This window comes from Amycolatopsis thailandensis, from assembly GCF_002234405.1.
Lineage (GTDB): Bacteria > Actinomycetota > Actinomycetes > Mycobacteriales > Pseudonocardiaceae > Amycolatopsis > Amycolatopsis thailandensis.
In genome coordinates this window covers 35,052-53,700 of the sequence record NZ_NMQT01000007.1, presented here as the reverse complement: position 1 = coordinate 53,700, position 18,649 = coordinate 35,052, and the positions used below count along the sequence as shown (strand labels likewise).

Annotated in this window: 20 protein-coding genes and 3 tRNA genes; 6 read left to right on the top strand and 17 right to left on the bottom strand. The window is 68.1% G+C overall.

All coding sequences use genetic code 11. From position 1 onward, the window contains the following. Positions 1-2: 2 nt before the first annotated feature. The 4 genes from CFP71_RS01595 to rplJ all read right to left on the bottom strand — a co-directional run bounded on the left by CFP71_RS01595 (position 3) and on the right by rplJ (position 3,464). A complete protein-coding gene (locus CFP71_RS01595) occupies positions 3-755 on the bottom strand; it encodes an MlaE family ABC transporter permease (RefSeq protein WP_020633292.1) in 753 nt (250 codons plus the stop codon). Between the two features lie 38 nt (positions 756-793). Further along, positions 794-1,966, bottom strand: a complete 1,173-nt coding sequence (locus tag CFP71_RS01590) for an ABC transporter ATP-binding protein (protein ID WP_005152073.1) — start codon at positions 1,964-1,966, stop codon at positions 794-796. 511 nt (positions 1,967-2,477) lie between these two features. After that, positions 2,478-2,864 carry a 50S ribosomal protein L7/L12 gene (gene rplL / locus CFP71_RS01585; protein WP_093932026.1) on the bottom strand — a complete coding sequence of 129 codons (387 nt, stop codon included), beginning with the start codon at positions 2,862-2,864 and terminating at the stop codon, positions 2,478-2,480. Between the two features lie 48 nt (positions 2,865-2,912). Further along, the gene (rplJ, locus tag CFP71_RS01580; protein ID WP_005152070.1) at positions 2,913-3,464 is read right to left on the bottom strand and encodes a 50S ribosomal protein L10; all 552 of its coding nucleotides are present in this window, start codon (positions 3,462-3,464) and stop codon (positions 2,913-2,915) included. Between the two features lie 328 nt (positions 3,465-3,792). Between rplJ and CFP71_RS01575 the strand changes: the two genes are divergently transcribed. Beyond that, on the top strand, positions 3,793-4,638 hold the full coding sequence (locus CFP71_RS01575) for a hypothetical protein (protein ID WP_093932025.1): 846 nt from the start codon (positions 3,793-3,795) through the stop codon (positions 4,636-4,638). Positions 4,639-4,812: 174 nt separating this feature from the next. Here the strand turns inward: CFP71_RS01575 and CFP71_RS01570 are convergent, their stop codons facing one another. The 6 genes from CFP71_RS01570 to CFP71_RS01545 form a co-directional block, all read right to left on the bottom strand. Beyond that, positions 4,813-5,577: an alpha/beta fold hydrolase gene (locus CFP71_RS01570; RefSeq protein WP_093932024.1), complete on the bottom strand. Its 765-nt coding sequence runs from the start codon at positions 5,575-5,577 to the stop codon at positions 4,813-4,815. Positions 5,578-5,654: 77 nt separating this feature from the next. Then, positions 5,655-6,368 carry a 50S ribosomal protein L1 gene (rplA, locus tag CFP71_RS01565; RefSeq protein ID WP_093932023.1) on the bottom strand — a complete coding sequence of 238 codons (714 nt, stop codon included), beginning with the start codon at positions 6,366-6,368 and terminating at the stop codon, positions 5,655-5,657. 81 nt (positions 6,369-6,449) lie between these two features. Further along, positions 6,450-6,884 (bottom strand): 50S ribosomal protein L11, encoded by a 435-nt coding sequence (rplK, locus tag CFP71_RS01560; RefSeq protein ID WP_020633284.1) that lies wholly within the window; start codon positions 6,882-6,884, stop codon positions 6,450-6,452. Positions 6,885-6,962: 78 nt separating this feature from the next. Further along, positions 6,963-7,820: a transcription termination/antitermination protein NusG gene (nusG, locus tag CFP71_RS01555; RefSeq protein ID WP_093932022.1), complete on the bottom strand. Its 858-nt coding sequence runs from the start codon at positions 7,818-7,820 to the stop codon at positions 6,963-6,965. A gap of 76 nt (positions 7,821-7,896) precedes the next feature. Then, positions 7,897-8,349 carry a preprotein translocase subunit SecE gene (gene secE, locus CFP71_RS01550; RefSeq protein WP_037332751.1) on the bottom strand — a complete coding sequence of 151 codons (453 nt, stop codon included), beginning with the start codon at positions 8,347-8,349 and terminating at the stop codon, positions 7,897-7,899. A 27-nt stretch (positions 8,350-8,376) separates the two neighbouring features. Continuing rightward, positions 8,377-8,449: transfer RNA gene (locus CFP71_RS01545), tRNA-Trp, on the bottom strand. A 207-nt stretch (positions 8,450-8,656) separates the two neighbouring features. Between CFP71_RS01545 and CFP71_RS01540 the strand changes: the two genes are divergently transcribed. Further along, positions 8,657-9,886 (top strand): pyridoxal phosphate-dependent aminotransferase, encoded by a 1,230-nt coding sequence (locus CFP71_RS01540; RefSeq protein WP_093932021.1) that lies wholly within the window; start codon positions 8,657-8,659, stop codon positions 9,884-9,886. Beyond that, positions 9,883-10,779, top strand: a complete 897-nt coding sequence (locus CFP71_RS01535; protein WP_093932020.1) for a TIGR03619 family F420-dependent LLM class oxidoreductase — start codon at positions 9,883-9,885, stop codon at positions 10,777-10,779. Before CFP71_RS01540 ends, CFP71_RS01535 begins: the two co-directional genes overlap by 4 nt. A gap of 35 nt (positions 10,780-10,814) precedes the next feature. Here the strand turns inward: CFP71_RS01535 and CFP71_RS01530 are convergent, their stop codons facing one another. Then, positions 10,815-11,030, bottom strand: a complete 216-nt coding sequence (locus tag CFP71_RS01530) for a hypothetical protein (protein ID WP_093932019.1) — start codon at positions 11,028-11,030, stop codon at positions 10,815-10,817. 109 nt (positions 11,031-11,139) lie between these two features. On the opposite strand from CFP71_RS01530, the gene CFP71_RS01525 reads away from it, so the two are divergent. Further along, on the top strand, positions 11,140-12,081 hold the full coding sequence (locus CFP71_RS01525) for an SGNH/GDSL hydrolase family protein (RefSeq protein WP_093932018.1): 942 nt from the start codon (positions 11,140-11,142) through the stop codon (positions 12,079-12,081). Positions 12,082-12,393: 312 nt separating this feature from the next. Here the strand turns inward: CFP71_RS01525 and CFP71_RS01520 are convergent, their stop codons facing one another. The 6 genes from CFP71_RS01520 to CFP71_RS01495 all read right to left on the bottom strand — a co-directional run bounded on the left by CFP71_RS01520 (position 12,394) and on the right by CFP71_RS01495 (position 16,445). Next, positions 12,394-12,798, bottom strand: coding sequence for a MaoC family dehydratase (locus CFP71_RS01520; protein ID WP_093932017.1), 405 nt, complete (start codon positions 12,796-12,798; stop codon positions 12,394-12,396). Beyond that, positions 12,795-13,244 carry a MaoC family dehydratase N-terminal domain-containing protein gene (locus CFP71_RS01515; protein ID WP_093932016.1) on the bottom strand — a complete coding sequence of 150 codons (450 nt, stop codon included), beginning with the start codon at positions 13,242-13,244 and terminating at the stop codon, positions 12,795-12,797. The genes CFP71_RS01520 and CFP71_RS01515 overlap by 4 nt, the downstream gene beginning before the upstream one ends. Before the next feature lie 101 nt (positions 13,245-13,345). Further along, positions 13,346-13,510 carry a 50S ribosomal protein L33 gene (rpmG, locus tag CFP71_RS01510; protein WP_005152047.1) on the bottom strand — a complete coding sequence of 55 codons (165 nt, stop codon included), beginning with the start codon at positions 13,508-13,510 and terminating at the stop codon, positions 13,346-13,348. Positions 13,511-13,555: 45 nt separating this feature from the next. Continuing rightward, positions 13,556-13,628: transfer RNA gene (locus CFP71_RS01505), tRNA-Met, on the bottom strand. A gap of 49 nt (positions 13,629-13,677) precedes the next feature. Further along, positions 13,678-13,750 (bottom strand) — tRNA-Thr (locus tag CFP71_RS01500). Positions 13,751-13,829: 79 nt separating this feature from the next. After that, complete coding sequence (locus tag CFP71_RS01495) at positions 13,830-16,445, bottom strand: putative bifunctional diguanylate cyclase/phosphodiesterase (protein ID WP_093932015.1); 2,616 nt, start codon at positions 16,443-16,445, stop codon at positions 13,830-13,832. Positions 16,446-16,725: 280 nt separating this feature from the next. Between CFP71_RS01495 and CFP71_RS01490 the strand changes: the two genes are divergently transcribed. Continuing rightward, entirely contained in the window at positions 16,726-17,664 is a 939-nt protein-coding gene (locus CFP71_RS01490; RefSeq protein ID WP_093932014.1) for a GNAT family N-acetyltransferase, read from the top strand. A 38-nt stretch (positions 17,665-17,702) separates the two neighbouring features. After that, positions 17,703-18,551, top strand: coding sequence for an SAM-dependent methyltransferase (locus CFP71_RS01485; protein ID WP_093932013.1), 849 nt, complete (start codon positions 17,703-17,705; stop codon positions 18,549-18,551). The last annotated feature ends 98 nt before the right edge of the window (positions 18,552-18,649 follow it).

Genomic DNA, 18,649 nt, shown 5'->3' with positions numbered 1-18,649 from the left:
CGTCAGTCCAGCTTTCCGGGCACGATCTGCAGGTAGATCAGCGTGATCACGAAGTTCACCACGAACAGCATGAGGAACGTGATGACGACCGACTGGTTCACCGCGTCGCCGACGCCCTTCGGGCCGCCGGACGGGTTCAGTCCCCGGTAGGAGGCGACGACCGCGGCGATGAAGCCGAAGATCAGCGCCTTCAGCTCGCCGACCCAGAGGTCGGGAAGCTGGGCCAGTGCGGAGAAGCTCGCCAGGTACGCGCCCGGCGTCCCGCCCTGGAGGACGACGTTGAAGAAGTAGCCGCCGAGCACGCCGATGACGCTGACCATGCCGTTCAGCAGGAGCGCCACCAGCATCATCGCGAGCACGCGCGGCACGATCAGCCGCTGCACCGCGGAAACGCCGAGGACCTCCATGGCGTCGATCTCTTCACGGATGGTCCGCGCGCCGATGTCGGCGCAGACGGCGCTACCGCCGGCGCCCGCGACCAGCAGCGCCGTGACCAGCGGACTGGCCTGCTGGACGGTGGCGAGCACCGACCCGGCGCCCGTGTAGGACTGGGCGCCGAGCTGGCGGGCGAGCGAACCGAACTGGAGCGAGATGACCGCGCCGAACGGGATCGCGACGAGCGCCGTCGGCAGGATCGTGACGCTCGCGATGAACCAGGCCTGCTGGATGAACTCCCGCAGCTGGAACGGGCGCTGGAAAATGCCACGAACGATGTCGAGGCCAAGGGCGAACAGGTTCCCGGTCTCGCGCAGCATGCCGATCCCGGGGATCTTCGCCGATGAAGCGGGAGAGCTCACGCGCCACCTGACCCCGGATCATGTGGCCGCAAACGGTGGTTGCCCGGTCTCCCCGGATGCGGGATGGAGGCGACCTGGTCGTCGGGCAGCTGCCCCTGGTGGTGGTTCGGCATCGGGCCGTCGTTCTGCGGCGCGGAACGGTGGCCGGCGGCGGCGAGCCGCTGCGGGCGGACGCCGTAGCGCTGCTGCTCCTCCGGGGAGAGCGACTCGATGATGCTCTGCTGCGCCTCGTGCGGGAGACCGGACAGGATCTGCATGACGCGGTCCTTGCGGCGGACCGCGCCCATCCGGGTCGGCACGCCGGGCGTCGGCTGCATCTGCGGCGGCACCCCGCTGACGTCCTCGACACCGCCCGAGTGGTGACCGGCCTCGAACATCGCGCGCTCCGCGGCGAGCTGGGCCGAGTCCTTCTCCTCGCTCATGCCGATCGGGCCGTCCATCTTGCCGTTGAGGAACTGCTTGACGACCGGCTCCTCGCTGGTCAGCAGCACCTCGCGCGGGCCGAACATGACCAGTTCCTTGCGGAAGAGCATGCCCAGGTTGTCCGGGACGGTGCGGGCGAGGTTGATGTTGTGCGTGACGATCAGGAACGTCGCGTCGATCTGCGCGTTGACGTCCAGGAAGAGCTGGGAGATGTAGGTGGTGCGGACCGGGTCGAGGCCGGAGTCCGGCTCGTCGACCAGGATGATCTGCGGGTCCAGCACCAGAGCGCGGGCGAGGCCGGCGCGCTTGCGCATACCGCCGGAGATCTCGCCGGGCAGCTTCTTGTCGGCGCCGTTGAGACCGGTCATCTCGAGCTTCTCGAGCACGATCCGGCGGACCTCGGTCTCCGACTTCTTCGTGTGCTCCCGCAGGGGGAAGGCCACGTTGTCGTAGAGGTTCATCGAGCCGAACAGCGCGCCGTCCTGGAAGAGGACGCCGAAGAGCTTGCGCACCTCGTAGAGCTGGTGCTCGGAGCACGTCACGATGTCGACGCCGTTGATCATGCACCGGCCCTTGTCCGGCTTGAGCAGCCCGATCATCGACTTCAAGAAGACGGACTTACCGGTTCCGGACGGTCCGAGCATCGCCGAGACCTCGCCCGGAGGCAGGGTCAGCGTGACGTCCCGCCAGATGGCCTGCTTACCGAAGGACTTGGAAAGACCTTCGATGACCACCTCGGCACCCATCGCACCTCCAGGAGCTGTTCCGCGTCGTCGCGCACTGCCGTCCCGTGCCACTGGCCCGGGAGGACGCATGCGTTCGCGCAGCGATACCCGCGTCAACCAGGTGCAACGAGCTGAGTGCGAACAGGTTACTCACCAGTTTTCTTTTCTGGCCAGACCCGCGGGTAACTTTTCGCGCAGCCCGCCGCCTGCCCGTGCACCGCTAGCGGCACCGTAGTGCACGTCACCCTCGGCCGCAGATCCACAACGAGCCCCCTCCCCGCTTCCCGCGGCACCGCGTCGCGTTTAGCCCGCTAAACGCAGGTCAGCCCCCTCGCGCCGCCGGATCGCGTTTAGGGGGCTAAACGCGATCCGGTGCCCTGAGCCGAGCCCAGGTGCTTAGCGTGGCTACGCGTCGCGATTAGGGGGCTAAACGCAGGTCGGGGCGCTGGGCTGGAGACAGCGAAGGGGCGGGCATCCAGAGTGGATGCCCGCCCCTTCGACGGTGCTGCGGTAGGCGCTGACGCGCCTCAGATCACTTGATGGCGATCTTGGCGCCCGCGGCCTCGAGCTTCTCCTTGGCGGCCTCGGCGGCCTCCTTGTCGACCTTCTCCAGGAGGGCCTTGGGAGCGGCCTCGACCAGCTCCTTGGCCTCCTTCAGGCCCAGACCCGAGACGACCTCACGGACGACCTTGATGACCTGGATCTTCTTGTCACCGGCGGACTCGAGAACGACGTCGAACTCGTCCTGCTCCTCGGCGGCCGCGGCGGGGGTGGCACCCGGGGCGGCGGCGACGACGGCAGCCGGGGCGGCCGCGGTCACGTCGAAGGTGGTCTCGAACTCCTTGACGAACTCGGACAGCTCAAGAAGGGTGAGCTCCTTGAAGGCGTCGATCAGCTCGGTGGTGCTCAGCTTCGCCATGGTGGCTTTCCTCTCTGAAACGAACTAAAAGTTCGGGGTGGGGGGTGTTCAGCTCTCGGCGGGTGCTTCGGCTGCTTCGGTACCGGCGTTGCGCTGCTTCTCCTCCAGCGCGGCAGCCAGGCGAGCGACCTGGGACGCCGGCGCCTGGAACAGCGCGGCGGCCTGGGACAGCTTCGCCTTGAACGCGCCCGCCGCCTTGGCGAGCAGGACCTCACGGCTGTCGAGATCGGCGATCTGGTTGATCTCGTCCACGGACAGCGTCTTGCCGTCCATGAAGCCGCCCTTGATCACAAGCGCGTTGTTGTCCTTCGCGAAGTCGCGAAGCGCCTTCGCGGCGTCAACAGCTTCACCTTCGACGAAGGCGATCGCGGTCGGGCCGACGAACAGGTCTTCAAGGCCCTCGATGCCCGCGTCCGTGGCGGCACGCTTGACGAGGGTGTTCTTCGCGACCCGGTACTTGGCACTGGTGCCGAGAGCGCGGCGCAGCTGGGACAGCTGGGACACGGAGAGGCCGGTGTACTGGGTAACGACTGTGGCCGAGCTGCTGCGGAAGCTCTCCGCGATCTCGGCGACGGCCGCCTCCTTGTCGGGCTTCGCCATGGTCGCCTCCTCTCTTGGCTAGTGGTCCACTGGCCTTGAGGGCCCTGAAACGACGAAACGCCCCAGCGCAGACAGGCGCGGGGCGTCAGGGCACACGACGACGTGCGTCGTGGGCGAGCCTCGTTCCTCCTGCGCGGGTCGCCCGCCCTAGCGGGGCCTTCGTTCTCCGGGCCAGATGACCAGGAGAAGACCAGCGGTCTTCGGTAGAACCTTGACAAGAATACGCGACCCTCTCCCGCCCCTGGCACTGGGTCCCACCAGATCGCGTTTAGCGGGCTAAACGCGACCGGCGGAGTGCGCCGGAGGTCTCGCGAGGCATCATGGTGACGTGGCGGAGCAGCGTGATGACGGAAAGCCGGGCAACGAGCCCGGCACGGACATCGAGCCCAAGGCGGGAGGTCAGCCCGCGCCTCGGCTGGACGAGGAGCAACTGCGTCAGTTCCAGCAGTTTCAGCAGTTCCAGGACTATCTGAAGTTCACCGAGGCGCAGAACCAGGGCCTCGTTCCGGCCCAGCCCGCGCAGCCCGTGACCCAGCACTACGGAGGCCAGCCGCCGGCGCCTCCTGGTCCGCCGCCCGGCGAACTCGTGCCCGCCCCCCGGCCCCGCATGCCACGCTGGCTGCGACGTCTCGGCGGGAAGCTTCTCGCTTGGGTGATCGTGATCGTGCTGATCTGTGTCGGGGCGACGATCGCCTACCGGCAGATCTTCCCCAGTGACGCCGGGCAGACCACTGCGGAATTCGTGCAGGGCGGCGGCGGCAAGCACCACACGAATCGTGTGCTCGCGAGCAACCCATGGGAGGCCGTGCGAGCCATCTACGACACGATCGGCAAGCCATATCCGCCGGACGTCCGGACCGAAACAGTCTGCCTGGCGATGACCGAACAGGCGCAGGCGCAGTTCGCCAGAGACCTCGGCTACCCGGACTGCGCGACCGCCGTCCCGGCACTGAACGCCAAGGTCACCGACATCACGCCGTACATCTACGCGGTGCGCCCGATGTCGAGCGTGGTCCCGCGCCAGAACCTGACGATCCACTCGTGCTGGTACAGCATCCGAGGCGGCCCCCTGCTGGGCAGCTTCACCTTGCAGGAAGTCGAGATGGGTCAGTGGCTGATCACCGGCCACGCGAACTCCCCGGAGCCCTGCCCCGCCCCTCCCACCGGGAACTGATCCCCGCTCTGACCTGGTCTTCCTGCCACCAGATCGCGATTAGCGGGCTAAACGCAAGTGCCCGCCGGATCGCGTTTAGCCCGCTAAAGGCGACGCGCGCCCCGCGTCGCGATTAGCCCGCGAAACGCGAGTGCGGGGGCCGGATCGCGATTAGGGGGCTAAACGCGGGTCTGGTCAGAGGTCGTGCGAGGCGAGGAAGCCGGTCAGGGCGGAGCCGAAGGCGGGGTGCATGACGGCGGTCATGTGATCGCCGGGGATCCGGACGAGGCGGGCGCCGGCGATGGCGGCGGCCAGGCGTTCGGGTTCGGCGGCCAGCGGATCGGCGTCCCCGGCCAGGACGAGGGTCGGCACGGCGATCGCGGTCAGGTCCAGTTTCGGGTTCGCCGTCCCGCGCGCGACGGCGGCCAGCGCGATCCGGTCGGCCCGCAGACCATCGGCCAGCACCCTGAAAGGCATCGAGGACGGCGGCAGCGTCGAAGGGTCTGAAGCGAGCATCGCCTCGCTGATCGCCTCCGGCGTGACCACCCGCGTGTCCACGCCCCCGAAGTCGACGATCCCCGAGCCGACCCCGCCGATCGCGAGGCAGCGGATCCGCGGGTCGGCGGCCACCGCGCCGAGCGCGATCATCGCGCCCATCGAGTAGCCCACCATCGAAACCTCGTCGAGACCGAGGCAGTCGAGCAGAGCCGACACATCGCGAACCATCGCGTCGTCGCCGTAACTGGCCTCGTCATGCGGCTTCGCCGACCGTCCGTGCCCACGCGCGTCCAGGCTGATCACGGGCAGCCCCGCGTCCTGGAGGGTGTCGACGACGCCGGGCGCGATCCAGTTGGCGTTCGTGTCCGCGGCGAAACCGTGTTGCAGCAGTACCGGGCGCCCTTCACCTTCCCAAGCGGTGTAGTTCAGCTGAAGCCCGTCGAACGACGCGAAGGTAGGCATGCCCTCCAGCAAACACGAAAAAGGGGCGGCCCCGCCGTAGCGGGACCACCCCCTTGTCAGTGATGTCTAACTCAGACTCACGCGTCCTCGGAGAGGAGGTTGCGGGTCCGGGCCGGGTCGACCGGGACACCCGGGCCCATCGTCGTGGAGATCGTGACCTTCTTCAGGTAGCGACCCTTCGCCGACGACGGCTTGGCGCGCAGGATCTCGTCCAGCGCGGCCGCGTAGTTCTCCACCAGCTTGTCGGTGTCGAACGAGGCCTTGCCGATGACGAAGTGCAGGTTGGCCTGCTTGTCCACGCGGAAGTTGATCTTACCGCCCTTGATGTCCGTCACGGCCTTCGCGACCGCGGGGGTCACGGTGCCGGTCTTCGGGTTCGGCATCAGGCCACGCGGGCCGAGGATGCGGGCGATACGCCCGACCTTGGCCATCTGGTCCGGCGTCGCGATCGCGGCGTCGAACTCGAGCCAGCCACCCTGGATGCGCTCGATCAGTTCGTCCGTACCGACCACGTCCGCGCCGGCGGCCTCGGCCTCGGCGGCCTTGTCACCAACGGCGAAAACGATGACGCGGGCGGTCTTACCGGTGCCGTGCGGCAGGTTCACGGTGCCGCGGACCATCTGGTCGGCCTTGCGAGGGTCGACACCGAGGCGCATGGCGACCTCGACGGTGGCGTCCATCTTCTTGGAGGAGGTCTCCTTGGCCAGCTTCGCGGCCTCGAGCGGGGCGTAGAGCCGCTCGCGGTCCACCAGCTCAAGAGCCTGACGGTAGGCCTTGCTGTGCTTGGGCATTGCTTCTGTCCTTAACTCTTCAACGGATCAGTGTGGTGTTGGAGCCAGCACTGGCTCTCCCACGGTGGAGCGGGGTGGAACTCAGTCGACGACCGTGATGCCCATGGAGCGGGCGGTGCCGGCGATGATCTTCGCGGCCTGGTCGATGTCGTGCGCGTTCAGGTCGGACTCTTTGGTCTTCGCGATGTCGCGGACCTGGTCCCAGGTGACCTTGGCGACCTTGGTCTTGTGCGGCTCGCCGGAGCCCTTCTCCACGCCCGCGGCCTTCAGCAGCAGCTTCGCGGCCGGCGGCGTCTTGAGCTTGAAGTCGAACGAACGGTCTTCGTACACGGAGATCTCGACCGGGACGACGTCCCCGCGCTGCGACTCGGTCGCGGCGTTGTAGGCCTTGCAGAACTCCATGATGTTGACGCCGTGCTGACCCAGCGCGGGGCCGACCGGCGGCGCGGGGTTGGCCGCACCCGCCTTGATCTGCAGCTTGATGATCGCCGCAAGCTTCTTCTTCTTGGGTGGCATTTCGTTTGATCCTTCTTACTGACTTGAGTCCCCCGCACACCTGCCAGTACGCGGGGACTGCCGGCCGTCTGGCGGCCGTCAGATCTTGGAGACCTGGTTGAACGACAGCTCGACCGGGGTCTCCCGGCCGAAGATCGACACCAGGACCTTCAGCTTCTGTCCGTCCACGTTGACCTCGGAGATCGTCGCGGGCAGCGTCGCGAACGGGCCGTCCATGACGGTGACCGACTCGCCGATCTCGAAGTCCACCTCGACCGCGGGGGCGCCCAGCTGGGACTCCGCGGATGCGGCCTCGCCCTTGCCGGGCTTGGCGGGGGCGGCCGTCTCGACCTTGGGCGCGAGGAACTTGAGCACCTCGTCCACGGTCAGCGGCGACGGACGCGACGTGGCGCCGACGAACCCGGTGACACCCGGCGTGTTGCGCACCGCGCTCCACGAGGCGTCGTTCAGGTCCATCCGGACCAGGATGTAGCCGGGCAGCACCTTGCGCTGCACCTGCTTGCGCTGGCCGTTCTTGATCTCGGTGACCTCTTCGGTCGGGACCTCGATCTGGAAGATGTAGTCCTCGACGTCCAGCGTCTGGGTCCGGGTTTCGAGGTTGGTCTTCACCTTGTTCTCGTAACCCGCGTACGAGTGCACGACGTACCACTCACCGGGAGCGGCGTTGAGTTCCGCGCGCAGCTTCGCGACCGGATCGACGTTCTCGTCGGCCTCGGCCTCGACGGGCTCGGCGTCGTCGGCTGCGGTGTCGTCGGTCTCGACGGACGCCTCGTCGGCCTCCGCGACATCTCCGGCTTCGTCGACCTCGTCGCCTGCGGCGGGCACCTCGACGGAGTCCAGGTGCTCGGACTGCTCGTCGCCGAGTGCCGCGTGCACCTGCTCGTCGGAAAGCTCGGTCAGCTCATGACCGGCTGCTGTGCCGTTGTCGGAGGTCACGTTCCGTCCTCTCAGTTGATCGGTTGCCGTGGCGCAGGCCACCGTGCGGTGCGCTCAAGCACCGCGACCGGCTGCCTCAGCTGCCGAAGACGGCACCGACGACCTCTTTGAAGGCCAGGTCGAGGCCGCTCACCAGCGCCACCATGAACACCACGAAGACCAGCACCACCGCGGTGTAGGTGACCATCTGCTTGCGGTTCGGCCAGATGACCTTGCGCAGCTCGGCCCAGACCTCGCGGATGAAGCGCATCAGCCGGGCGAAGATCGACGCCTGCTTCGGCTTGCGGTCGCGCTTCGGGGTCGCCGTGCCCTTGGCGTCCTTGGACTTCTCGGTCTTGTCCCCGGCCTTCGCCTTGCCGGCGGGGCGGGTCTTGTCGTCCGACTTGGCGTCGGCCTTACCGGACGGGCGCGCGGACGCACGGCGCTCACGCCGGGCAGCGGCGGTCACCGGGCGGGACTGCTCGTCGGGCTTCTGCCCGGCGTCGTCCTGCGCCTTCTCACCGCTGGCGTCGCTGTCGCTCACGACCACTCCTCCGCCTTCACCAGTTCGCTTACGCAGGGGTGACAGGACTTGAACCTGCAACCTGCGGTTTTGGAGACCGCTGCTCTGCCAATTGAGCTACACCCCTTTGGAGCTCCGATGGTCTGGAGCTCCCGAGGACGCATTCCATCGTCCCCACCGCCGTGGCGGGGATGACCGTAGTGCGTTCCGAGACCAGAAGTCTACGGCAACCCCCGAACAGCTTCGCAACCGCGCCCCCTCAAAGCGGCGCGGAGCAGCCTTCCGCGGGGAAACTCCCCCACGGCCGACCCCATGATCGTGCCACGATGTGGCCATGAGCGCTCCCGCACCCTCGCCTTCGGCCGCCACCCGCGTCTCGGCCCGGATCGGCGGCATCACACCGTCGGCCACGCTGGCCGTCGACGCGAAGGCCCGGGAGCTCAAGGCGCAGGGCCGTCCGGTGATCGGCTTCGGCGCCGGTCAGCCCGATTTCCCCACCCCGGACAACGTGCTCGAAGCCGCCGAAGCGGCCGTCCGGGACAAGGTGAACCACGGCTACACCGCCGCGGGCGGGCTGCCGGAACTGCGCGAAGCGATCGCGGCGAAGACCGTCCGCGATTCCGGCTTCGAGGTCGACGCCGGCCGTATCCTGGTGACCAACGGCGGCAAACAGGCGGTCTACTCGGCGTTCGCGACGCTGCTCGACCCGGGCGACGAGGTGCTGCTGCCCGCGCCGTACTGGACGACCTACCCGGAGTCGATCGCCCTCGCCGGCGGCGTCGGAGTGCAGGTCACGGCCGACGAGACGACGGGCTACCTGGTCACCGTCGAGCAGCTCGAAGCCGCTAGGACGCCGCGCACGAAGGTGCTGTTGTTCGTCTCGCCGTCGAACCCGACGGGCGCGGTGTACCCGCGCGAGCAGGTCGAGGCCATCGGGCGCTGGGCGCACGAGAACGGCCTCTGGGTCATCACCGACGAGATCTACGAGCACCTGGTCTACGACGGCACCGAAGCGCCTTCGATGCCTGTCCTGGTCCCGGAGCTCGCCGACCGGACGATCGTCCTCAACGGGGTCGCGAAGACGTACTCGATGACCGGCTGGCGGGTGGGCTGGATGCTCGGCCCGCAGGACGTGATCAAGGCGGCGACGGCGTACCAGTCGCACTTGTGCGGCAACGTTTCGAACGTCGCGCAGCGAGCCGCGCTGGCGGCGGTGAGCGGTCCGCTCGACGCCGTCCACGCGATGCGCGACGCCTTCGACACCCGGCGCAAAACGGCGCTCTCCCTGCTTTCCGAGATCCCGGGAGTGGAAACTCCGGTGCCACTCGGCGCCTTCTACGTCTACCCGGCGGTCAAAGCCTTGCTGGGCAAGGAGATTCGCGGGGAGCGACCGGCCGATACGGTGGCGCTGGCCGATCTGATCCTGCGCGAGGCCGAGGTCGCTGTGGTACCCGGCGAGGCGTTCGGGACACCCGGGTATTTCCGGATCTCCTACGCGCTGAACGAAAACGATCTCGCCGAGGGGATCACCAGGATGGGCCGTCTGCTCGCGGAAGCGCGATGACCGCGATGCGCCTGGGGATCGCCCTTCCGCAGTACGGTCCCCTCGCGTCGCTGGACGCCGTCACCGGTTTCGCCACGGCGGCCGAAGAACTCGGGTACGAGTCCTTGTGGGTCGGGGATCGGGTGCTGGCCCCGGTCTCACCGTCGGACTTCTATCCCGGCGGCACCCCGGAACGGCCGTACCCACCGGAATTCGTCACCTTCGGTGATCCGCTGATCCTGCTGACGGCGGCCGCGAGCGTCACGAAGAAGGTCCGGCTCGGCACCAGCACGCTCACCGGAACGGTGTATCCGGCCGTGGTGCTCGCGCGGATGCTCACTTCACTGGATCAGGTGAGCGGGGGCCGTCTGGACGTCGGCTTGGGCACCGGCTGGCTTCGCGACGAGTACACCGCGACGGGCACGCCCTGGAAGGGTCGCGGCGGGCAGCTGGAGGAGCTTCTGGAAATCCTACGAAAGTTCTGGACAGAGGGTCCTTTCGAGCACGAGGGCGAACGCTGGCGGATCCCGGCGTCGAAGGTGGGACTGCGGCCGGCCCAGAGCCCGCATCCGCCGGTGCTGCTGGGCGGGCTGTCGGTGACGGCGCTGGAGCGCGTCGGCCGCCGCGCGGACGGCTGGCTGCCCGCGGGACTGCCCGCGCCGTATCTGGCGAAGCTGTGGGAGACCGTGGTGAAAGCGGCCGAGCAGGCGGGCCGCGACCCCGGCACGCTGCGGCGGGTGCTGCGGATCAACCCGAAACCCGGCTCGGATCTCAAGGACGTCGCGGCGCAGCTGAAGGCCGCCGCCGAGACCGGGATCAGCGAGGCCTTCGTCGACCCGCACTACCTCGCGCGGGACGTCGACCATGCCCTCGATCTGGCCGCTGAGCTGCGCGATCTCGTCCCGAAGGCCTGAAGGCCCCTCCCCGGACGGGGAAGGGCCTCCAGCGGTCAGGATTCGCCGTCGGCGAGCTGGACGAGTGCGTGGGCCTTCGCGGCGTACTTCCAGTTGCCGAGGTCCCGGATGGTCTTGATCTTGAGCTCGGCGAGGAGTTCGTCGTGCTTCTTGGTCAGGCCCTCGAGCGCGGACGGCGGAGCGTCCAGCAGCTCGTTGATGCCTTTGTCCTCCCACGCCTTGTCGACCAGCTTGGTCAAGTTCAGGCTCACGTCTTTCGCCTTTCCTCGGTGCCAGGTACGCGCCTCACCCTGAACGTGATCCACGTCTCAGGCAACCGGTGATCACCCGTTCACGCGTAGTTCACCGACGGTCGGACCGATGACAAGAGTTACCCGGGTCGCGTACAACGAACGGGTGACGCAGCGGAGAACTGGCGGCGGCTGCCTCTTCCTGGTGATCGTGCTGTCCGTCCTGGGGATCGCTTACCACCTTTGGGAGCGAGGGACGTCGGTGACACCGGCCGGGGTGACGACTTCGGAGGGCACGGGCCGGTACGTGGCACTGGGTGACTCCTATACGGCCTCGCCGGGCACCGGACGGGCCATGGGCTCACCAGTGGGCTGCGACCGTTCGGACAACAACTACCCGAGCCTGCTCGCCGCGAAGCTGCGTCCGGCGGAGTTCGTCGATGTCAGCTGTGGTGGCGCGACGACCGAGCATCTCACCGGCGAGCAGAAGACCCGGGACGGCACGAACGCTCCGCAGCTCGACGCGATCAACGGGGACACGACGCTGGTGACCGTCGGGATCGGTGGCAACGACGCGGGCCTCGCCGACCTCGCGGGCCAGTGCGCGACGCAGCAGCAGACCGCTTCGCCCTGCAAGACCCAGCTGACCGCGGGCGGACGCGACCAGCTGGCCGAGCGGATCGCCGCCGCCGCGGACCGGCTCGGCGGGATCCTGGACCAGATCCGCTCGAAGGCGCCTGAAGCGCGCATCGTGGTCGTGGGATACCCGACGGTGCTTCCGGACGACAACGCCGGCTGCTGGCCGGTCCTGCCGGTCGGCGAGGGGGACGTGGCCTACTTCCGCGACTCGCTGAAGCGGCTGAACACCACGCTTCAGGACACGGCCAAGGAGCACAAAGCGGGCTTCGCCGACATGTCGACCGCGAGCAAGGGGCGGGACATGTGCAGCGCCGCGAACCGGCGTTGGGTGGAGGGCCCGGCGCCCTCGGTCCCCGCCGCACCGCTGCATCCGAACGCGCGGGGCGAGGAAGGGATGGCGGAGGTCATCGGGAAGCTGCTGAAGGTCACGTAGGGCGCGAAGCGACGTGTCGGGTCGCGGCTTGGGTTGCGGCGGTATCCCCGGCGAGGGGTGTGTGGAAATAGGGACACTGAACGTCTCCATCTCCACACACCTGTCCATCCAGCCCGCGTGACTGGACCGGCCGGGCGCACTGTGTGGATTTCTGGTCATCTGACGCACCAAAATCCACACAGTCGGCTTCGCGAGCCGACCCGGGTTCTCCAGGCCCCGCTGACCTGCGGAAAGAGAGCAAGGGACCTTCGCTATCACCTATCTCAACGTTGAGAGAGGCGATAGCAAGGGTCCCTTGCTATCGCTTTGGGGTCAGGCGCGGACGACCGCTTGCGCCTTTCCGAGGACCGCCTTGCCCTCGAACTTGGCGGTGATGTCCACCCGCGCGGTGCCGTCGTCGTTGACCACGGCGACCTTCCCGGTGAACTCGATCGTCGCGGCGCCGTCGTTCGGCACGACCACGGGGCGCGTGAAGCGCGCGAAATAGTCGACGAGGCGGCCCGGGTCGCCGAGCCAGTCCGTGACGAGCCTCGACCCCAGCGCCATGGTCAGCATGCCGTGCGCGATGACGTCCGGAAGGCCGACCTCCTTGGCGAAGGCCTCGTTCCAGTGAATGGGGTTGAAGTCCAGCGAAGCACCGGCGTAGCGCACCAGCTGGTCCCTGGTGATCTCGACGGTCAGCGGGGCCAGTTCTTCCCCGGCGGTGAACGTGCTCACGCGCCCTCCCCTCGAACCACGAGCTGCGCGTACGTGGTGGCGATCAGGCCGCCGTCGGCGCCGGAGATCTCGGCGCGCAGGTTGATGAAGTCGTTCCCGGCGCGGGTCATGATGTTGTCGATGTACGTGGTGAGCGACAGGACGTCGCCCGCGTGCACCGGCCGCGTGTAGGTGAACCGCTGGTCGCCGTGGACCATCCGCGAATAGTCGAGACCCAGCTCCGGGTCGGAGACGATCGCGTTGATCGAGGCGAGGTTGATGATCGTGAGGAACGTCGGCGGCGCGATGACGTCGGGGTAGCCGGCCGCCTTCGCCGCTTCGGTGTCGCGGTAGAGCGGGTTCGTGTCGCCGAGCGCGTCGGCGAACTCCCGGATCTTCTCGCGACTCACTTCATAGGTACTGGTCGGCGGGTACGCCCGCCCGGTGAACGACTGGTCCAAGGCCACCCGAGCAGGCTACCGAACCCGGAAAAGACCCGAAGCCGCCCTGGTGACCAGGACGGCTTCGGGTGAGACAGGTAGAACCGCGCTTGGAGAACGCTGAACGCTCAGCGGGTCTCTTTGTGAGTCCGGTGCGTACCGCAGTTCGGGCAGAACTTCTTCATCTCCAGGCGATCCGGGTTGTTGCGCCGGTTCTTCTTGGTGATGTAGTTGCGGTGCTTGCACTCCTCACACGCGAGCGTGATCTTCGGTCGCACGTCAGTGGCAGCCACAGCATTTCCTTCTCTACTAGGCCTGGGATACCCAGGATTACCGCGTAGCGGTGGCCGGACTTGAACCGGCGACACAGCGATTATGAGCCGCTTGCTCTGCCAGCTGAGCTACACCGCCTTACATGAACCTGGCCGCGACACGCTTGCGTGACGCGGCTGAGGTCGCGAGCCCCTTTACGGAATCGAACCGTAGACCTTTTCCTTACCATGGAAACGCTCTGCCGACTGAGCTAAAGGGGCCTTGCCTCTCGCGAGGACTTGGAAAGATTAGCAAGTCCTCGCCGAGGCCTGAAACAGGGGGGTACGTTACCGCAAAACCTCAGGTCAGCAGGGTCAAGACGGTCTCGGAGTGTCGTCCCGGCGAACGCGCTGTGCGGGCCTGGAGCCAAGCCTCCAGGCGGTCCTCCGGCAGCGGCCGCGAGATGAGGTAGCCCTGAGCCACGTCACAGCCCATCGCTTCGAGCTGATCCCGCGCGACGTCTTCCTCGACCCCCTCCGCCACGACCGTGAGGCCGAGCGAGTGGCCCAGTTCGACGATGGACCGCACGACGGCGAGGTCGCCGAGGTCCGTGCCCATCCCGAGGACGAAGCTCTTGTCGATCTTGACCTGGTCGACCGGGAGCTGCCGCAGGTAGGCCAGCGACGAGTAGCCGGTGCCGAAGTCGTCGACGGCGAGCACGATGCCCAGCGAGTGCAGCTCCCGCAGGATCGGCAGCGCCTTCTGCGGGTCGGACATCACACCGGATTCGGTCAGCTCGAAGGTGAGCAGTTCGGGCGGGATGCCGAAGCGGTCGAGTTCGCGCGCGACCTTCGTCGGGAAGTCCTCGTCGGCCAGGTTGCGCACCGACAGGTTCACCGCCGCCGAGATGCGCAAGCCTTCGTCGAGCCACTTCCGGACGCGCTTCAACGACTCTTCGAGCACGAAGGACGTCAGGACGCCGATGAGGCCGGCGGCTTCGATCGCCGGGACGAACTCGTCCGGCCCGAGCCTGCCGAACTCCGGATGCACCCAGCGCACGAGTGCCTCGACCCCCTGGATCTGCCGGTTCGGCAAAGTGATCTTCGGCTGGTAGTGGACGCTCAGCTGGCCTTCTTCCAGCGACTGCCGGAACTGCGTGACCATCTGGAACCGGCGCATGAAGATCTGGCCCATGCTGGCCATGTAGCCGCGGACCTCTTCGCCGCCCTTGGTCGCCCGGACGGCGACGTCGGCGCGTTGCAGGAGCCCGTCGACGTCGACCTGCTCGTCGTCCTCCGCCGACGACGTGGCGTAACCGATCATCGCGTTGGCTTCGACGGAGAGCCGGTCCACCGGGTACGGGGCGACGAGCTCCGCGCGAAGCAGTTCCGCGGCGGCCTGGGCGCGCTCCGGCGCGCAGCCGACGAGAAGCGCCGCGAAGGACGCGCCTTCGAGCCTGGCGAGCGGGACGTCGGGGCCGAGCGCGTCGCGGATCCGCCGTCCGGCGGCGATCACCATCCGGTCGGCCCACACGTACCCGAGGGCGTCGCTGACGGTGGAGAAGACGTCCAGGTCGACCCTCAGCACGACCGCGTCGACCTGTTCCCGCAGCGGTTCCTTGGCGACCTGGCGGAAGCCCGGCCGGTTGAGCAGGCCGGTCAGCGGGTCGTGGTAGGCGTCGTGGCGCAGGGTCGCGAGCAGGCGCCGGTTGTCCAGCGACGTCGCGAGATGGCTGGCCATGGTGCCGAGCAGCTGGATGTCGTACTTGCCGAAACCACGCCAGCGGGACAGCCTGTCGTGCGCTTCGACGACGCCGAGGAGCTGGTTCGCGCTCCGCAGCGGGACGACCAGCGCCTCCTGCGCGCCGCGGTCGAGCAAGGCGGAGCGGACGTCGGGATTGGCTTCGGTGATCCGGAAATGCCGGACGTGCGCGCCGGGCAGACGCAGCAGCGGGTCGTCGGCGGCCGGGTCGACGGGCGGCAGTTCGTCACCCGCGACGACCATCCGCATGGTGTCCTTGGGTTCCAGTCGCAGCCTGAGCACGACACGGCCGGCCGCGAGCTGGTCTTTGACGCGTTCGGCGATGGTCGCCCACTCGCGGACGTCCACACCGCCGACGAGTTCGTCGGCGCGCCCGGCGGGTCGCGCGGCGGCCTGCTGGCCGGATCGCGCGACCATCAGGCTGACGTCGGACAGGGCTTCCATGTCGCGCTGCTCGCGGAGCAGGTCGGAGTACGCCCAGTACAACGCGGTGAGCCCGAGGAACACGGCCAGCACGAGCGGCCAGGCCTTCGGCGTACCGGAAATGACCAAATAACCGGAAAGACCGACCGAGGCGTTGACGAAGCCGACGACGAGGATGCGGCCGGTCAGCCGGATCGCGGTGCTGACCCGCATGCGGCGGCGCAGCACGCGGACGGCGGCGAGCGCGAGCAGCGTGCTGACCAGCGGCGCGGTCAAAGTGCCTGCCAGCGCGGCGATCCAGGTCATGTCGTGGGCGCCGGAGGCCTGTTTCACCAGTCCCGCCACGGCGAACGCGCCGGTGATCTCCAGCAGGAAGGCGCCGGCGTTGTAGAGGACCCGGCCCGCGACCTTGCGCGCCAGCAGGGTTCCGATGCCCGCCGCGAGATGCGCGGCGAGGACGACTTCGAAAGGAGCGACGAAGAATCCGATGACCAGCGGGATCTCGGTGAACGAGATCGTCCACGAGATGCCGCTGCGGACGTCGACGTTGATCCCGAGCTGTTCGGCGAGCAGGAACGCGAGCGCGAGGATCGGCCCGATCCAGAGCAGATCGTCCGAGGCCTCGAAGTCCAGCCACAGGCTGACCGCGGCCGCGGCGGCGATGCCCATGGTGAGTACCGCGAAGGTGTAGACGCGGAACCGTCGCTCGTCGGTACGAGCCTCCGTAACGGCGCCTCCCTTGCCCGCCGCCGTCTGTGCGGCGCTCGCGGGCCTGCCGTTCGTGTCCGGCATCCGACCTTCCTTCCCGGCTGCCCAACCGGTCCTGTCCTACCGCGACCTCGGGGACGAGGGCAATACAGTACCCCGGAGGGCGTACCCAAGTCCCATTCGAGACAGTATGAGATCACCCCAGGGTTAACAATGGGCGCGTCGCGCTGACCTGCGTGGACCAAGGGGTGAAATGGGAGCGATATTCGCGTTCCCGCCGACTACCGGAAGTCACCTGGCGCCACGGTCGAGCCAATCTCGTGAAGTTCCCGTCGGACCCGTCAGTAGGGGCTTGAATAGTCCTATGAATAGCCACGCCATCGCCGCCGGGCACGCCGAGCGGCTCGCCACCGTGGACGCCCTGCTCCCCGAAATGCCTGCACTGGAGCCTGTCGAGGGCTCCGTGTCACTCTCCGCGACAGCGGGCGACTCGGCCGCCGCCGGATTGTCGGTACGAACCGAAGCGGGCCCCGATTCTGTTGACTCTCCGTGGCGGGCGCTCGTCGAACATCGGCTCGAAGCCCGGCTCACCGGACCTCGCCCGGAAGCGGCCCTTGACGCATTACTCACCCGATGGGATGAACATCTGAAGGCGGTCGCCCCACCCGGTGATGTCGAAACGGCGGCGACCGTGGTACGGCCCAGCCGGGATTCTCCCGGCTCGGCCGAATTGCTGCGCCGCGGATTCGCGCCGGTGCTGGTGATCGCGGTCCGCCCGGCCGACCGGCTCGCCGTGACGGGGCCGCCCGCCACTCCCGGAGTGCACATCCGGCCCGCCGAAGCGGATGATCTGGAAACCGCCGTCGGACTCGAGCTGGAATTGCAGCGTTATGACGCGCAGTTCGGTTCTGTCACTTTGCGCGAGGGCGCGGAGGAAGCGATCACCGCGGACCTGTCGAAAGAGCTCAAGCGGGAAAACCCGACGTTGTGGATCGCCGAGCTGTACGGGCGCCCGCTGGGCATGGTGCGGGTGCAGTTCCCCGGCGAGACGTCGTGGATCGGCGGCCGGGTCGCGGCCGAGAAGGTCGGGTACCTGTCGTCGCTGGCGGTGGCCGAACCGGCGCGGTCGAGCGGCGTGGGGTCGGCGCTCGCCGCGCACGCGCACCAGATCTTCGACGAATGCGGGACCGAAGCCGTGCTGCTGCACCACGCGCTGGCCAATCCGCGGTCGACGCCGTTCTGGTACGCGCAGGGCTATCGGCCGCTCTGGACCTACTGGCAGCGGCGACCGGCGGTGTACTGATCCCGATAGGCTCTTTTCCAGGAGAGCAGGGGGTTTCTGTGACCAGTGACGATGACGCGGCCCCGGTGGCGCCGACCGGGGTCGACACCGAAAAGCCGTCCGCGGCGAGGATCTACGACTGGTTTCTCGGCGGGACCCACAACTGGGCCGTGGACCGTGAGTTCGCCCGGCGGCTGGAGCGGCAGTGGCGGTGGGTGAAGCCGGGCGCGCAGCACAACCGCGAGTTCATGAACCGCGTCGTGCGCGCGGCGCTCGAAGCCGGGATCCGGCAGTTCGTCGATCTGGGTTCCGGCGTCCCGACCGCCGGGAACGTGCACGAGATCGTCCGGGAAGAGCTGGAGCCGGGCGATGAGGCGAAGGTCGTGTACGTCGACTACGAGCCGGTGGCGGTCGCGCACGCGGAGCTGATCCTCGAACGGCACGAGGCGACCGACTGGGCCGGGATCGTCCAGGCCGACATGCGGCGGCCGAAAGACGTCCTGCGGCATCCGGAGACGCGGCGGTTGATCGATTTCGAGCAGCCCGTCTGCCTGATGATGATGGCCGTCCTGCATTTCGCCGGTCCGCACGACGATCCGCCCGCGCTGGTCGCGACCTATCGGAACGCGCTGGCGCCGGGCAGCTGGCTGGGGCTTTCGCATATGAGCTTCGGCGGCCAGACCGGTCCGGACGCGGACGGGCTCGGCTGGATGGTCGAGCAGTACCGGAAGACGAGCAACCCGGTGTGGATGCGGGACCGCGAAGAGATCGAGCCGCTCTTCGGGGACTGGCCGCTGATGGAGCCCGGGCTCGTCCATCTGCCCGAGTGGCGGCCGACGCGGGAGCTGCGGCGGGACGAGGAAGGCGCCCGGCCGTTCGCCTGGTGCGGTGTCGCCACCCACCCCTGACATCCGACGTCTAGGCCCGTCGCGTCGCGTTTAGCCCGCTAAACGCGACGCGTTGGGGTGCGGAGGTCCGAGGGGTGGGTGATCGCTGACGGCGAACG

Bases quoted from the DNA above. Each gene is read 5' to 3' on its own strand.
- CFP71_RS01595 (WP_020633292.1), bottom strand. From the start codon at position 755: ATGCTGCGCGAGACCGGGAACCTGTTCGCCCTTGGCCTCGACATCGTT.
- CFP71_RS01590 (WP_005152073.1), bottom strand. From the start codon at position 1,966: ATGGGTGCCGAGGTGGTCATCGAAGGTCTTTCCAAGTCCTTCGGTAAG.
- rplL (WP_093932026.1), bottom strand. From the start codon at position 2,864: ATGGCGAAGCTGAGCACCACCGAGCTGATCGACGCCTTCAAGGAGCTC.
- rplJ (WP_005152070.1), bottom strand. From the start codon at position 3,464: ATGGCGAAGCCCGACAAGGAGGCGGCCGTCGCCGAGATCGCGGAGAGC.
- CFP71_RS01570 (WP_093932024.1), bottom strand. From the start codon at position 5,577: ATGCCTACCTTCGCGTCGTTCGACGGGCTTCAGCTGAACTACACCGCT.
- rplA (WP_093932023.1), bottom strand. From the start codon at position 6,368: ATGCCCAAGCACAGCAAGGCCTACCGTCAGGCTCTTGAGCTGGTGGAC.
- rplK (WP_020633284.1), bottom strand. From the start codon at position 6,884: ATGCCACCCAAGAAGAAGAAGCTTGCGGCGATCATCAAGCTGCAGATC.
- CFP71_RS01540 (WP_093932021.1), top strand. From the start codon at position 8,657: ATGAGCGCTCCCGCACCCTCGCCTTCGGCCGCCACCCGCGTCTCGGCC.
- CFP71_RS01535 (WP_093932020.1), top strand. From the start codon at position 9,883: ATGACCGCGATGCGCCTGGGGATCGCCCTTCCGCAGTACGGTCCCCTC.
- CFP71_RS01525 (WP_093932018.1), top strand. From the start codon at position 11,140: ATGACAAGAGTTACCCGGGTCGCGTACAACGAACGGGTGACGCAGCGG.
- CFP71_RS01495 (WP_093932015.1), bottom strand. From the start codon at position 16,445: ATGCCGGACACGAACGGCAGGCCCGCGAGCGCCGCACAGACGGCGGCG.
- CFP71_RS01490 (WP_093932014.1), top strand. From the start codon at position 16,726: ATGAATAGCCACGCCATCGCCGCCGGGCACGCCGAGCGGCTCGCCACC.